13 protein-coding genes, 1 tRNA gene and 1 pseudogene are annotated in these 14936 nt (G+C 65.9%); 11 read left to right on the top strand and 4 right to left on the bottom strand.

The window, feature by feature from the left end:
- Positions 1–112 precede the first annotated feature (112 nt).
- Positions 113–820 (bottom strand): purine-nucleoside phosphorylase, encoded by a 708-nt coding sequence (gene deoD / locus ACI3KU_RS05605; protein ID WP_404921309.1) that lies wholly within the window; start codon positions 818–820, stop codon positions 113–115.
- Positions 821–897: 77 nt separating this feature from the next.
- Here deoD and ACI3KU_RS05600 point away from each other — a divergent pair.
- The 4 genes and pseudogenes from ACI3KU_RS05600 to ACI3KU_RS05585 form a co-directional block, all read left to right on the top strand.
- A pseudogene (locus ACI3KU_RS05600) lies at positions 898–1212 on the top strand (ATP-binding cassette domain-containing protein); the annotation flags it as partial.
- Positions 1213–1377: 165 nt separating this feature from the next.
- Entirely contained in the window at positions 1378–2724 is a 1347-nt protein-coding gene (locus tag ACI3KU_RS05595; RefSeq protein WP_404921308.1) for an AAA family ATPase, read from the top strand.
- 41 nt (positions 2725–2765) lie between these two features.
- Complete coding sequence (locus tag ACI3KU_RS05590) at positions 2766–3575, top strand: hypothetical protein (RefSeq protein WP_404921307.1); 810 nt, start codon at positions 2766–2768, stop codon at positions 3573–3575.
- A 117-nt stretch (positions 3576–3692) separates the two neighbouring features.
- A complete protein-coding gene (locus ACI3KU_RS05585) occupies positions 3693–5480 on the top strand; it encodes an ABC-F family ATP-binding cassette domain-containing protein (protein WP_404921306.1) in 1788 nt (595 codons plus the stop codon).
- 57 nt (positions 5481–5537) lie between these two features.
- Here ACI3KU_RS05585 and ACI3KU_RS05580 read toward each other — a convergent pair whose 3' ends face one another.
- A complete protein-coding gene (locus tag ACI3KU_RS05580; protein WP_404921305.1) occupies positions 5538–6722 on the bottom strand; it encodes an MFS transporter in 1185 nt (394 codons plus the stop codon).
- A gap of 200 nt (positions 6723–6922) precedes the next feature.
- On the opposite strand from ACI3KU_RS05580, the gene ACI3KU_RS05575 reads away from it, so the two are divergent.
- Positions 6923–8695 carry a Na+/H+ antiporter gene (locus ACI3KU_RS05575; RefSeq protein ID WP_404921304.1) on the top strand — a complete coding sequence of 591 codons (1773 nt, stop codon included), beginning with the start codon at positions 6923–6925 and terminating at the stop codon, positions 8693–8695.
- A 9-nt stretch (positions 8696–8704) separates the two neighbouring features.
- Here ACI3KU_RS05575 and ACI3KU_RS05570 read toward each other — a convergent pair whose 3' ends face one another.
- Positions 8705–9646 (bottom strand): pseudouridine synthase, encoded by a 942-nt coding sequence (locus ACI3KU_RS05570; protein WP_404921303.1) that lies wholly within the window; start codon positions 9644–9646, stop codon positions 8705–8707.
- 102 nt (positions 9647–9748) lie between these two features.
- Between ACI3KU_RS05570 and ACI3KU_RS05565 the strand changes: the two genes are divergently transcribed.
- Entirely contained in the window at positions 9749–10426 is a 678-nt protein-coding gene (locus ACI3KU_RS05565; protein WP_404921302.1) for a DedA family protein, read from the top strand.
- Here the strand turns inward: ACI3KU_RS05565 and ACI3KU_RS05560 are convergent.
- Positions 10356–10856, bottom strand: a complete 501-nt coding sequence (locus ACI3KU_RS05560; RefSeq protein WP_404921301.1) for a MarR family winged helix-turn-helix transcriptional regulator — start codon at positions 10854–10856, stop codon at positions 10356–10358. The two genes, ACI3KU_RS05565 and ACI3KU_RS05560, sit on opposite strands and share 71 nt — an antisense overlap.
- Positions 10857–10933: 77 nt before the next feature.
- On the opposite strand from ACI3KU_RS05560, the gene ACI3KU_RS05555 reads away from it, so the two are divergent.
- From ACI3KU_RS05555 to ACI3KU_RS05535, 5 genes are all read left to right on the top strand, one after another.
- Positions 10934–11005 (top strand) — tRNA-Gln (locus ACI3KU_RS05555).
- A gap of 1 nt (position 11006) precedes the next feature.
- Entirely contained in the window at positions 11007–12476 is a 1470-nt protein-coding gene (gene glmU, locus ACI3KU_RS05550) for a bifunctional UDP-N-acetylglucosamine diphosphorylase/glucosamine-1-phosphate N-acetyltransferase GlmU (protein WP_404921300.1), read from the top strand.
- On the top strand, positions 12445–13485 hold the full coding sequence (locus ACI3KU_RS05545) for a ribose-phosphate diphosphokinase (protein ID WP_404921299.1): 1041 nt from the start codon (positions 12445–12447) through the stop codon (positions 13483–13485). The genes glmU and ACI3KU_RS05545 overlap by 32 nt, the downstream gene beginning before the upstream one ends.
- A gap of 84 nt (positions 13486–13569) precedes the next feature.
- Positions 13570–14076, top strand: coding sequence for an FMN-binding protein (locus tag ACI3KU_RS05540; protein WP_404921298.1), 507 nt, complete (start codon positions 13570–13572; stop codon positions 14074–14076).
- Positions 14073–14933, top strand: coding sequence for an FAD:protein FMN transferase (locus ACI3KU_RS05535; protein WP_404921297.1), 861 nt, complete (start codon positions 14073–14075; stop codon positions 14931–14933). The genes ACI3KU_RS05540 and ACI3KU_RS05535 overlap by 4 nt, the downstream gene beginning before the upstream one ends.
- Positions 14934–14936 lie beyond the last annotated feature (3 nt).

Raw genomic sequence — 14936 nt, 5'->3', positions numbered from 1 at the left:
CCACGAGCATACGAGGCACATCTTGAGCGACAGCGCCCGCCCAGGCACCCGTGATGAACCTGTGACGACCTCGTGATCTGCGCGTGACCTCATCGGCGCGCGCCGACGCGCCTCAGCCGAACAGAGCGCCGAGCGCGACTTCCACCATCGGCCCGAAGCGGGTCTCGCGCTCGTCCGAGCTCATCTCCTCACCCCGGATGATGTGATCGCTGATGTTGCAAACCGCCAGCGCCTCAACACCCTCGCGCATGGCGATGCCGTACAGCGCAGCGGCCTCCATCTCCACGGCCAGCGTGTGGTGCTCGATGAGTCCCTTCGTCTGCTCGGGGCGGTCGGAGTAGAACGTGTCAGAACTGAAGAGCGGACCGACGCGGTGGGCGAGGCCCTTCGAACGCGCGGTCGCCACGGCGCGCTCGAGCAGGTCGTAGCTCGGGACCGCGCTGAAGCGCACGCCCGGAACGCGGAAGTCCGCCATCGAGGAGTCGGTGTGCGCGGCGTTCGCGATCACGACCTCGCCGAGCTGAACTTCGTCGGCCATGCCACCCGCCGTTCCGACGCGCACGATCCGCTTCACACCGTAGAAGCGGATGAGCTCGGTGGCGTAGATGCTCATCGACGGCATTCCCATGCCTGAAGCCATCACCGAAATGTCGTGGCCATTCCACGTTCCGGTCCATCCTTCGATGCCACGCACCTCGGTGACCAGGCGCGGCGAGTCGAAGAACGTCTCGGCGATGCGGCGCGCGCGACGGGGGTCGCCCGGCATGAGGACCGAGGGAGCGAAGTCACCGGGCTGGGCGCTGATGTGAGCGGTGGGCATGGGATTCCTTCCGTCGGCCGATCGGCCCTCCCAGCCTACCGGCGGGCACACGGGCGAGAACCCGTACCCTGGAGGAGATGGCACATCTTCTCGGGGCCGAGGCCCTGCACCTGGAATACCCGACCAAAGTCGTGTTCGATTCCGTCTCCCTGGGCGTGAACGAAGGCGACCGGATTGGGATCGTCGGTCGCAATGGCGACGGCAAGTCAAGCCTGCTGCGCATGCTGGCCGGCCTCGTCGAGCCCGACGGCGGCCGCGTCACGGTCCGCGGCGGCACGCGGATCGCTGTGCTCAGCCAGGAGGACGTGCTCGACGACGACGAGACCATCGCCCATTCCGTGGTGGGGGACACCCCCGAGCACGTCTGGGCGGGAGACGCCAAGATCCGCGAAACCAGTCAGACGTAGGGCACCGAGCAGGGTAGGTCGGTAGGGCTCGCCTCAGGTCTGGATCACACCGCTTCAAGCGGGGCGCTGTGTCGGGTCGTTGGATGGTGGGCACAGCGGTGCGGTTCGGGATGAGATGCATTGCTACCCGCGATCCGTCATTATGGGGGTATGAACCAGCATCGTCCGGCCCTCGTCTATGCAGAAGCGACTTCGGTACTGGGGGAGTACGATCACAAGCTCTCGTTTGCTGCCAGTCAAGATCATGCAATTATCTACGGCCCGAACGGCGTCGGTAAGACGAAGTTCCTCGAGATCATCCATGCAATGCATCGATTCGACGGTAGAACCTTGTCGAGTATTCCGTTCAATGATGCGACACTTCGCTATGAAGACGGCACAAAGTTGCATGTTGGTTCATCGCCCGACGATGTGTCGCGAATCGGCGAGAAGCGGAGGAGTCGCCGTATACTCAGGTTCAGCCTCACGCTCGCGGGCCAGACAACTGAGACTTGGGATACGAGCGCTGACACAACATTCGACCATTGGTTGCTCGAGAATACGCCGTGGCGCCCTTCCGCTGGTGACCTGTGGGAGGACTTTCGCGACGGCGAGACACTGACCCTCGAAGAGCTCGCGACGATCTACCCAGAAGCGGTGGACATGGCGATGCCTTTGCCGCGCGCACTTGGCAGATTCCGGAGTGATGCACGCAGCTACCTTATTGAAACGCAGCGGCTCCGCATCGAGAACGATGTGGAGCGTATCCGGTCACTCGGTGGGCGGCCCAACCCGCGGCGTAAACACAACTCAAAGATCGTCGAGCATTCTGGCAAAATGCGTTCACTTGTCAATGATGCTCAGACTGAACACTCGGCCATCACCCAACAGCTGGATCGAACGTTCCCGCACCGTGTCCTTGAGCGGGCAACGCCACCCAATCGTCCATCCGAGGTGCGTGATCGATACGAGCAACAGAACGAGTTCCGCAGTAGGTTGGGCCGGGTCGCGTCTGTGGAGTTGGCGGAGGCATTGTCGCTTCCGGATCGTGCGTTCGACGAATCTGAGCTTCGGCTCCTGACGATCTACCTTGATGACACACAGCAAAAGCTTGCGCCATTCGAGCTTCTGCTGCACAAGATCGAGCTCTTCGAGGCGATTGTCAATACTAGGCTTCTTCGCAAAAAGCTTCGCGTGACGGCGAAGGACGGGTTGCTGGTGCGGCACGCTACCGAGGATCGGTCAATTGATCTGGACTCGCTTTCTTCAGGCGAACAACACGAGATCATTCTCATGTTTGATCTGCTATTCAATGTGCCGCCTGGGGCGCTAGTAATGATCGACGAGCCGGAAATCTCATTGCATGTCGTCTGGCAGCTTGCATTCATTCCTGATGTGCAGCGGATTGCGGAGCTCGGGGGGTTCCGTTTTATCGTGGCAACGCATTCTCCGCAAATTATCAACGATTCGTGGGATCGCGCTACGCCCCTTGGGCCCGAAGAAGCTCGCTTCGTATGAGGGAAGCACTCACTGGTACGACCCTATTTGGGACGATTTATATGGCGCGACAGGCATCCGCAGCGCTCATCCTCGTCGTGGAGGGGGAAGATGACCATTTCATATTCGATGAGCACATTAACAAATCGGATGTGCTACTGATTGCTGGTGTCGGCGGTAAGCAAAACGTTCTTGGTGCGGCGGAGCGTGCCGAGAAGCATAATGTGCTCGGAGTGCGGTTTCTCATTGATTCGGACTATGACCGGTGGGCTCGGCCCGCCCTCAAGTATCCGACAAATGTCGTTTCATCCAAGGGGCATGATGCGATCATGGATATGGTCGTATCGGCGGATGCGTTGGTGGATCGGGTCGTTGGTGTTCATGCCCGCGCGGCTCGTCGTAGAGGCATAGTTATTGACCCTCCGGCTATCCGACGAGATGCTTTTCGACTAGCGGGCGCGTTAGCGCCGATTCGAATTGTCAATGACATGAATGAATATCAGCTAAAGCTCCGTGATTTTCCATTCGGGCGCGTTACCGAGGTTGGTGGCGATCTGAGTGAACTTGCAAGAATTGCAGTGGATCGTTCATCGACTGTCTTGCTAGCGGAGCACGTCACTGCGAACGCGACCACAGTTCAGCAGGAACTCGACCTTAGTGAAGCGCATTATGTCGGCGACCACGACTTGTTCGGAGCGCTGGCAAGAGTTTTGCAGAGCCATGGTGTCACCGTGAAAGCGGCGACGCTTTGGAATACATTCTTGGCAGGGCTATTGTGTGCGCACCTCGGCGTGACCGACTGGTATCAGGATCTCGTTAACTGGGGTGAGCGGAATTCGCGTCGTGTGTTCGCATGTCCGTGTGCGGCGTAGTTGTCGCGTGTTGGCGAACCGCCCAGAAGTCCTGTTCTGCTCAGGCAAGTACCCCTCAAGAGTCCGCCAGGCCGAGGGGTGGCTTCATCGTGTAGCGAGCGTCGTACGCTTGAGGTGATGGCGCACATGCTCGGAGCGGACTCGCTCCACCTTGAATACCCGACGAAGGTTGTCTTCGACTCCGTGTCCCTCGGCGTGAATGAGGGCGACAGGATCGGCATCGTCGGTCGCAATGGCGACGGCAAGAGCACCTTGCTCTCGCTCCTTGCGGGGTTGATCGAGCCGGATGGTGGTCGCGTCACTCGGCGGGGTGGGCTTCGTGTTGGAGTGCTCACGCAGCAGGATGACCTAGACGATGACAGCACGATCGCGCAGGCGGTCGTTGGTGATCGACCCGAGCACGAGTGGGCAGGTGACGTGCGTGCTCGAGATGTGGTCGCGAACCTCCTCGGTGGTCTTGATTGGGACGGCCCGATTCGTGGCCTGTCCGGAGGTCAGCGTCGTCGGGTGCAACTCGCTCAGCTGCTCGTTGCCGACTGGGACCTAGTATGTGCTGACGAGCCCACCAACCACCTCGACGTCGAGGCGATCGCGTGGCTGGCCGAGCACCTGAAGCGGCGCTGGCCGGCCAATCAGGGCGGACTGCTCGTCGTGACCCACGATCGCTGGTTCCTCGACGAGGTCGCCAACAACACCTGGGAGGTGCACGACCGGATCGTCGAGCCCTTCGAGGGCGGATATGCGGCCTACATCCTGCAGCGTGTCGAGCGTGACCGGCAGGCCGCCTCGATCGAGGCGAAGCGCCAGAACCTCGCCCGCAAGGAACTCGCGTGGCTGCGCCGCGGGGCACCGGCCCGCACCAGCAAACCCCAGTTCCGCATCGACGCGGCCAACGCTCTGATCGACGACGTGCCGGAGATCCGCAATAAGACCGAGCTGTCGGCGCTGGCCGTCACCCGCCTCGGCAGGGACGTCGTCGATCTTCTCGATGCGGGCGTCTCCTACGGGGACAAGACGGTGCTGCGAGATGTGGAGTGGCGACTCGCTCCCGGCGAGCGCACCGGCATCCTCGGTGTCAACGGCGCGGGCAAGTCCACGCTGCTCGGACTGATCGCCGGCACCACGGAGCCGACGTCGGGCACGGTCAAGCGCGGCAAGACGGTGCAGGTGGCCACTCTCACGCAGCGTCTGGACGAGCTCGAGGAGCACCTGAATGAGCCGGTCCGCGTGGTCGTCGGTCGGCTGCAGACCACCTACTCGTTCGGATCCGGATCGAAGGCTCAGGAGCTGAGCCCCGGCCAGCTCCTGGAGCGTATGGGCTTCCAGAGTGCTCAGCTCTCGACACCCGTGAAAGACCTCTCGGGTGGCCAGAAGCGCCGACTCCAGCTGCTGCTGATCCTCCTCAACCAGCCGAACGTGCTGATCCTCGACGAGCCCACCAACGACCTCGACACCGACATGCTCGCGGCGCTGGAGGACCTGCTGGACTCGTGGCCGGGCACCCTGATCGTCGTCTCCCACGACCGCTACTTCCTGGAGCGGGTGACGGACCAGCAGTACGCGATCCTCGACCAGCAGCTGCGGCATCTGCCGGGCGGCGTGGACGAGTACCTGAAGCGCCGCGCGGCGCAGGGCACCGCGTCGGCATCGTCCACCGCCGCCACCGCGACTCCCACCGGGCTCACCGGCAAGGAAGCGCGCGAGGCGGAGAAGGAGATGGCGTCGCTGGAGCGTCGTGTGCAGAAACTGCGTCAGAGCGCGGCGAGCGCTCGCGCGAAGCTCGCCGACATGGACCAGGCCGACTACGTCGCCCTCGGCAACCGGATGACCGAGATCTCCGGCTGGGAGGGCGAGGCCGACGAACTCGAAATGCGCTGGCTGGAGCTGGCCGAGTCCCTCGGCTGACTCGCTCAGAGCTGGAAAGCGCAGCTCCGACGACGTTCGGAGCTGCGCTTTCCATCTTCAGGCGCGGGCCGCGTCCTCCGGCTCGGGGGCACCGATGCCGCGCAGGGCCGGAGTGAGCGTCACGGCGAGCGCGACAAGCACCAACACCAGAATCATCGCGAGGCGGAGACCGAACTGCTCGCCGAGGAAGCCGAGCGCAGGTGGGCCGGCGAGGAACGCCACGTAGCCGAGTGTCGCGACGAGGGAGACGCGCGCCGCCGGATTCGGGCCGGAATCGCCCGCCGCGGAGATCGCGACAGGGAAGCCGAGCGCGGCACCCAGACCCCACAGCGGAATGGCGCACGCGGCGAGCACGGGATTGTCGGCGAAGATCACGAAGGCCAGGCCGACCGCGCCGAGAGCTGCGCTGCCGCCAAGCACGGCTGCTCGCCCAAAACGGGTGATGAGCGGGCCGCCGGAGAAGCGTCCGATCGTCATCATCGCGGCGAACACGGCGAACAAGCCCGAGCTCCAGGCGGGATCGAAGCCGTGGCCGTCCACCATGAGCAGCGGCAGCCAGTCGTTGGCCGAGCCTTCCGCGAGCGCGAGGGCGAGCACGATCACGCCGATGATCAGCAGACGTCGGTCGCGCCACACCGGCGTGTGGTCCGCCGATTTCTCGACCATTCCCGCGGCCGCGGAGCGTGGCACACCGGGCAGTGCCCACAGCACGCCGAGCACAGCGATCAGCGTGACCACCACCAGGTGCCAGAGCACCGGCAACTGCAGGGCCACAGCGCCCAGTCCGATCACTGCGCCGGCGACAGTACCGAGGCTGAACGAGCCGTGCAGCGCCGGCAGCACGGGCACGTTCGCGAGCTGCTCCACCTCGGCACCCTCGATATTCATCGCCACTTCGGCGCCGCCCATCCCGAGGCCCATGAGGCCGAGCCCGACCGCGGTGAGCAACTCGCTGCCGATCGCGGCTCCCGTCCCGATCGTAGGGGTCGCAAACAGCTGCAGCGAGATGCCGACCGCGATCACCGGGCGGGTGCCGAAGCGTGCGGTCAGAGCTCCGGACGACAGGATCCCGAGCATGGAGCCCACGGAGAGTCCGAAGAGCACGAGCCCCATCGTGGCCGTCGACGCCGCCAGGAGATCGCGGACATCGGGCGTGCGCGTCACCCAGGAGGCGAACATCATGCCGGGCACGAAGAAGAGCACGAACAGTGACATGCGGCGGCGGCGAAGGGCGGCGTCCATGGCGGTGGGGGTGTCCTCGGGGGGTCGAAGCTGAATCGATTCGATGTCGAATGTATCGGTTTTGGGAATAGGCCGGGGTCGATCAACGTTCGATCTGTGCGTCGCCCCGCGGAAATTTCTGTTCCGTCTGGGGTCGAGGAAGCGCAGACTGAGCTGCGCACGGTCCGCATCGGGCGGACGCTCCGGGGAGAGGAAGCCATATGGAAGGGCTTGAAGTCACCGTTCTGCTGGGGACGGCGGTGCTGGTGGGAACAGTGCTGGCCCCACGCCTGCGTATCGCGGCACCGCTGGTGCTGCTGGTGCTGGGTCTCGTGATCGGATTCGTGCCACAGGCGCGGGAGATCCAGCTGCCGCCTGAGGTGGTGCTGCTGTTGTTCCTGCCCGTCATGCTGTTCTGGGAGTCGCTGACCACGTCGCTGCGGGCGATTCGTCGCTCGCTGCGCTACATCGCGCCGATGTCCACGCTGCTGGTGGTGGCATCCGCATTCGCCGTTGCCGGACTCGCCTCGATGTTCGGGCTGCCGTGGGAGGCGGCCCTGATCCTCGGTGCCGCTGTCGCTCCGCCCGACGCGACGGCAGTGGCCGCGCTCGGACGCATGCTGCCGCAGCGGATGTTCATGAAGCTGAAGGCGGAGTCGCTGACCAACGATGGCACGGCGCTCGTGCTCTATGCCATCGCGGTCTCGCTGGCGGTGGGGGACCAGGTGTCGCCGCTGACGATCACCTGGACCGTGGTGAATTCCTACCTCGGTGGCGCACTCGCGGGGATCATCGTCGCGGCGCTCGCCTACCTGCTGCTTCGCCGTCTCACCGGCACGCTGGAGATCAACCTCACCCTGCTGCTGGTGCCGTTCGTGGCGTTTCTGATCGCGGAGCTCATCGGTGCCTCGGGCGTGCTCGCCGTGGTGATCGCGGGCCTGATCGTCGCCTGGGTCTCGCCACGAATCACCACCCCCGCCTCCCGCCGTCAGGCCGAATCCGTCTATCCCGTGCTCACCTACGTCCTCAACGGGGCGCTGTTCGTGCTCATCGGCACGGAGGTCATGCACGTGCTCTTCGAGAGCTCCTGGGGGCAGGTGGGCCGGCTCGTGATGATCACGGTCGCGGTGTGGGTGGTCCTGATCGCGGTTCGTCTGCTGTTCCAACTGTTCTCTGCCCCGTTCACGATCCCGCGCGGCGCGTTGCGAGCGGCGACCATCGGCGGGGATCGCACCATGCCGTTGCGGATGTGGATCGTCTCCACTTTCGCCGGCTTCCGTGGAGCGGTGTCCCTGGCGATCGCCCTGTCCGTCCCGCTTGTGACCGCATCGGGCGAGCCGATCGCCGCTCGCGACGAGATCATCTTCATCACCGCGGGCGTGATCATGTTCAGCCTGCTGGTGCAGGGGCCGATGCTGCCCGCGATCGCCCGCTGGGCGAAGCTGCCGACGGATACGGCGGCCGATGAGGAGTATGAGATCGCGGAGCGTGCGATCTCGGGCGCTGCGCTGGCGGCCATCGATGACCTCGCCCTCGAACACGGTGTCAGCGACACCGTTCGCGACCGTGTGCGCGCCGAGGGATACGAGATGCTGGAGTACGCCAACGCCCGAGCGCTGGCGCGCCAGCGCGGGCTCGTATACGCGGCGGACATCGGCCAGGAGCAGAGCGAGGACGCGGAGCTGGAGACGATGATCGACGTGTCAGCCACGAACGATCAGGTGCCGCCGGGCCGCGTTCTCGGCGACGGAAGCGCGACGAGCGGCGGGCTGCAGATGCTTGCGGTGAGCTCGGAGATCGACACGATCGCCCTCTCACCCATCACGGTGCGCGAAGAGACGACACGGCTGCGGCTGGCGTTGATGGATCGCCGGCGCGAGGTGCTGCTGCGCCTGCGCCGGGAGGGCACGATCGATGACCTCGTGGCGTGGCGCATCCAGGGCCAGCTCGACCTGGTCGAGGTGAAGCTGCGCGGCGTCGAGGAGATCGACTGACGCGTCGGTTCAGCCGAGCGGTGCCTCCTGAAGCGTGCGGCGGGTGCGGAACACGCGCTCGTCGCCGCTCAGGGGGTCAGTGAAGCGGAGCTCACGCGCCAGGAGCTGCATCGGCCGGGTGAAGTCATCGGGCACCTCGGGCAGCAGCACGGGGTAGAAGCCGTCGTTCATGATGCCGAGACCGAGTGCCGCCAGGTGCACCCGCAGCTGGTGCATCCGACCGGTGTGCGGGTGCAACAGCGTATGGATGACGGCGATACCCGCGTCGGTGCCCATACTCTCGCCGGTCGCGATGAGCTCGATCAACGTCTCCGAGTTCGGCTCCGCCTCCGGATCCACCTGCACGCACACGTTGCCGCGCACCTTGTCGATGCGGTTGCGATACGTGATCGGCAGCTCGGGCGCGGGGCCGGTGAGCCGCGACACGGCCTCGTACGTCTTTCGCACCCTGCGATTCTCGAACAACAGCTGATAGGCACCGCGCGTCGCTGGACGTGCGGAGAACATCAGCAGTCCCGCCGTGGCTCGATCGAGGCGGTGGATCGGGGTGAGCTCGGGATTGCTCAGCGCGTTTCGCAGTCGCACCAGCGCGGAGTTCTGCAGGTACTTCCCGCCCGGCGTGGTGGGCAGGAAGTGCGGCTTGTCGATGACCACAAGATCGTCGTCGGCGTGCAGAATGTCCAGCGCGAACGGGATCTCCTTCTCGACGGGAGGCTCGCGATAGTACCAGACGAACTCGTGCGACCCGAGCGGAGCGCTGCGCGAGACCGCGGAGGCATCGGCAGCAACGATCTCACCTCGGTCGAAGCGCACATACAGCCCGTCAGGGTCCAGATGCCCGAATCTCTCCACCATGTAGTCGGCGATGGTCGGCCAGGGGCCGGTCATCGGCACGTGCAGGCGGGTGGCTCCGACGCCGTCACGGACCGGCAGGGGAGAGGGCATGGGCATCGTCCCATCCTCCCACCCCGCGGACGGAATCATCCTCTGGTAGGGGGTGTGCACCTACCCTGGTCGGACGCGCGCGCGGGGCGCGATTCCTAGCGTGGAATCATGAACTTCCTCGAGGTCCTCACGGCCGTCGGCACCGCGCCCTGGGTGCCGCTCGCGGTTCTCGTGTTCTGCCTGCTCGACGGCTTCTTCCCGCCGGTGCCGAGCGAGACGGCCGTGATCGCCGCTGTCACTCTCGGCCTCGCCTCCGGTGGCAACCCGCTGTTTCTCATCACCGTGCTCCTCGCGGCGGCGATCGGAGCCGCGGCCGGCGACTCGATCGCCTATGCGATCGGACGAGCGTGCGGCACCGACCGATGGGCGTGGATGCGTCGTCCCCGCGTCCAGGCGGCCCTGTCGTGGGCGAGCGCGCGGATGGCGGCGCGCCCGGCACTGCTCATCCTGACGGCGCGCTACATCCCGATCGGACGCGTGGCCGTGAACATGACCGCTGGCGCCACGCGCCTGCCGTATCGTCGCTTCCTGCCCATCAGCATCGTCGGCGCCGTGCTGTGGTCCGCGATGTGCCTGCTGCTGTCCGTGCTCGCCGCCACGTGGTTCGGCCACTCGCCGCTGCTCGCCGCCGGTGTCGGCATCGTGCTGTCGCTCCTGCTGGGACTCGGCGTCGATCTGGTCTCGCGCCTGCGCGAGCGTCGCGCCGCAGCCCATGTCACTCCGCGTCGAACTCCAGATTCAGCTTCCGAAGCAGAGTTGCCAGTCGTTCACGGTCAGCGCGTGTGAGCACCGAGAGGATGTGAGCCTCCGCGTCGACGAGCCGGGTGATGGCGGCATCGACGCGGATGCGCCCGTCATCGGTGAGAGTCACCAGCACGCTGCGACCGTCTCCCGGATCCGCCTCGCGTCGCACCAGGCGACGACCCACGAGCCGGTCGATCCGGTTGGTCATCGTTCCGGAGGACACGAGCGTCTGCTGCAGCAGCTGCTTCGGGCTGAGCTGGAACGGCTCGCCCGCGCGCCGCAGCGCCGAGAGGACATCCCACTCCCACGGCTCCAGGTCGCTGCGACGAAACGCCTCCCGCCGCGCGCGATCTAGGTGCTTCGAAAGTCGATCGACCCGCGAGAGCACGGACAGCGGGGAGAAGTCGAGATCAGGGCGCTGGCCGAGCCAGGCATCGACGATGCGATCCACCTCGTCTGAGCTGCCCGTCATCCGTCCATTATGGGCCAGCCATGCGCGGTCGAAGGTCTCGACGCATGGCAGACTGGATCCGCGACATACGTCGCGGATCCGCCGTGGTGTAATGGCAGCACGACAGCCTTTGGAGCTGTGAGGTCTAGGTTCGAGTCCTGGCGGCGGAGCATGTCGGAGAACAATCTCGCCATCGTCATCCTCGCGGCAGGGCAGGGGACGCGCATGCGCTCGCGGACGCCCAAGGTGCTCCACGAGATCGGCGGACGCTCGCTGCTCGCCCACGTCGTGGTCAACGCTGAGAAACTGGCTGCTGAGCACGTCGAGGTGGTCGTGCGTCACGAGCGCGACCGCATCGTCGCTCACCTCGCAGACCTCTTCCCGAGTGTCGCGGTGGTCGACCAGGACGAGATCCCCGGCACCGGGCGCGCGGTCGAGGTGGCCGTGGACGCGCTGCCGTCCGGCTTCGACGGTGATGTCCTCGTGCTGTCCGGCGATGTGCCGCTGCTGGAGGCTGACACCATGCGCGAGCTGGTTGAGGCACACCGTGCCACGCATGCGGCTGCCACGCTGCTGACGGCGATCCTCGACGATCCGACCGGATACGGGCGCGTGATCCGTGACGCGGACGGCTCCGTCGCCCGCGTCGTCGAGCAGAAGGACGCCTCCGCGGAGGAGGCGGCGGTCACCGAGACGAACGCCGGCGTGTACGTCTTCACCGCCGCGGCGCTGCGGCAGACCCTCCCGGGCATCGGCACGGACAACGCTCAGAACGAGAAGTACCTGACCAGCGTCATCGGCATGCTGCGCGAGGCGAACGAGCGCGTCTCGGCCGAGGTCGCCGGCGATCCGCGCGTCACCTTCGGAGTGAACGACCGCGCGCAGCTGAGCGACGTAGCGCGCATCCTTAACGCGCGAATCGTGCGTCGCTGGCAGCGCGATGGGGTGACCATCATGGATCCGGCGACCACCTGGATCGACGATGAGGTCTCACTGGCCCCGGACGTCACGATCCTGCCGAACACGTACCTGCTCGGGGCCACCTCCATCGCCGAGGGCGCCACCATCGGCCCAGACACCACTCTGCTCGACTGCGAAGTGGGCGAGGACGCGGTGGTCAAGCGGACCGACGCGACGCTGGCCGTCATCGGCGAGCGCGCCACCGTGGGCCCGTGGTCCTACCTTCGTCCCGGCGCGACGCTGGCGGAAGACGGCAAGATCGGCACCTTCGTCGAGATCAAGAACTCGCAGATCGGTGCCGGCTCCAAGGTGCCGCATCTGTCCTACGTCGGCGACACCACGATCGGCACCGGGGTCAACCTCGGAGCCGGTGCGATCACGGCCAACTACGACGACATCGCCAAGCATCGCACGGTGATCGGCGATGAAGTGCACACCGGCTCGCACAACGTGTTCGTCGCGCCCGTTACGATTGGAGCAGGCGCGAAGACTGGAGCCGGGGCGGTCATCCGCAAGGATGTCCCCGCGGGCGCGCTGGCCCTGAGCGTCGCGCCGCAGCGCAACGTTGAGGGCTGGGTCGAGAACAACAGGCAGGGCACCCGTGCCGCGGCGGTAGCCGAGGACGCCCGAAACGCACAGAAGGCTGCAGATGGCAGGCAAGGGCAAGAAGAGGACCGTTAATCTCGATCGCGAAAATGACATCGCGCCCGGTCTCGAAGTAAAGACCAAGAAGCGTCTGGTCGTCGTGTCCGGAAGCTCGCACCCCGAGCTTGCCGCGCAGGTCGCCACTCATCTCGGGACGGAGCTGGCACCCACCGAGCACCGCACTTTCGCCTCGGGCGAGCTCTACACGCGCTTCGAGGTGTCGGTGCGCGGCTGTGACGTCTTCGTGGTGCAGTCCTTCGGGGGCGCGGTCAACAAGCAGATCATGGAGCTGCTGATCATGCTCGACGCGCTCAAGCGCGCGTCGGCCAAGCGCATCACGGTGGTCGCGCCGTATTATCCGTATTCACGTCAGGACAAGAAGGGCCGCGGTCGCGAGCCGATCAGCGCCCGCCTCGTCTCCGACCTCATGGCCACCGCTGGTGCCGATCGTGTGATGTCCGTAGACCTGCACGCGGCTCAGATCCAGGGCTTCTTCGACGGTCCTGTCGACCACCTCTTCGCGAAGCCGGTGCTGTTGGAGTACTTCGAGCGCACGCTGTCCGCTGCCGACCGCGACAAGCTCACCATCGTCTCGCCCGACATGGGGCGTGTGCGCGTGGCTGACACCTGGTCCGACAGCCTCAACGCACCTCTCGCGATCATCCACAAGCGCCGCGACCCGAAGGTCGCCAATCAGGTCTCGGTGCACGAGATCGTCGGTTCGGTCGACGGCCGCGTGTGCCTGCTGGTGGACGACATGATCGACACCGGTGGCACCATCCAGAAGGCCGCCGAGGCGCTGAAGGCCAACGGCGCCGAACGGGTCATCGTCGCAGCCACGCACGCGATCTTCTCCGACCCCGCCGTGGAGCGCCTGCAGAGCCCGGCCATCGACGAGGTCGTCGTGACCGACACCGTGCCGCTGCCCGCGGACAAGGTGTTCCCGGGGCTGACCATCCTTCCGATCGCGCCGCTGCTCGCGCGCGCCATCCAGGAGGTCTTCGAGGACGGCTCCGTCACCAGCATGTTCGACGGCGCGGCCTGACAAACACAGCAGACCCATAGGTCGTTCAGGGGGAGCGGAGCGTTCCGATCCCTAATCTGAGGGAGAAGACCTGAGGAGGACCCCATGGCCCGTACCCCGCTCCACCTGAACCGACCCGTTCGCACCGCCGCCACACTGGCGTCTGTCGCCGGCATCGCGCTGCTCGCCGGCTGTTCCGCCGGCGCCGCCGAAGCCGAGACGGCCATCACCAGCGACACATCCAGCTCCACCACGTCCGAGCCCACAACCGCCACGACCGCAGATTCCGCCGGTGGCGGCGCGAGCGGGGCTTTTGTTGCGGGAACGTACGAGGGCGACGGCAGCTACTCCAACCCGCGCGGCAACATCGAGAAGGTGCACGTCAGCATGACGATCGCCGCCGATGGCACGATCGAGTCCGTCGATGTGACAGGAACCACCGACGGCGCGGAGAGCGCGCAGTACCAGGGCCTGTTCATCAGCGGGATCTCCGATGAGGTCGTGGGCAAGAAGATCGACGAGCTCAACGTCACCGTCGTCTCCGGATCCTCGCTCACCAGCGGTGGCTTCATGCAGGCGGTCGACGCCATCGAGGCGGAAGCCGCCGCATGAGTGCGGGCGCGTCGTGGCGATTCGACGCGATCGGCACGACGTGGACCGTCCATACCGAACGGGACATCCCCGGGGCAGTGCGAGAGGACGTGCTGTCTCTGATCGACGTCTTCGACCGGGAATGGTCACGCTTCCGCGCGGACTCGCTCGTCTCCTCGCTGGCGAACGGGGGACGGGCAGCCGCTCCCGTGGACACCGGGGCGATGCTCGACGTGTATCGGGAGCTCGCCTCCGCGACCGATGATGCGGTGACTCCGTTGATCGGCGGATCGCTCGAGGCGCTGGGCTACGGTATCCGCGCCGGCGCATCCGGCGTCCCTTCGCCGGCACCGTCCTGGCGTGACACCCTGCGCTGGGATGACGAGCTCGTTCTCTCCGCTCCCGCCGTGATCGATGTCGGCGCGCTCGGCAAGGGGCGTCTGGCTGATCGCGTGTTCGACCTCCTTCGTTCTCGGCTGTCCGGGATCGTGGTCGTCGACGCGTCCGGTGACGTCCGTCTGGACGGTGAGGGTGAGCCGGTGCGCATCGCGCTGGAGCATCCCTACGATGCCACGCGGGCCATCGGCGTTGCGTCCCTCACCGCCGGCGCGGTGTGCGCCTCGGCCACGAACCGGCGCACGTGGGGCGACGGCCTGCATCACGTGTTGGACGGCCGAACCGGACTCCCGGTGGACGTCGTCGTGGCGACCTGGGCCTTTCTGCCCGACGCCATGCATGCCGACGCCCTCGCCACCGCCCTCTTCTTCGATGGCGGGCCCGCGCTCGCCCAGACGTGGGGCGCGCAGTGGATTCGCGTGCTCTCCGACGGGCGCGCCGAATACCAGCTCACCGACGCGAACATCGAACTCTTCCGCTGATCC

Source organism: Microbacterium sp. ZW T5_56 (genome assembly GCF_044987425.1).
Classification (GTDB): Bacteria; Actinomycetota; Actinomycetes; order Actinomycetales; family Microbacteriaceae; genus Microbacterium.
This window is presented reverse-complemented; position numbering and strand designations above follow the sequence as displayed.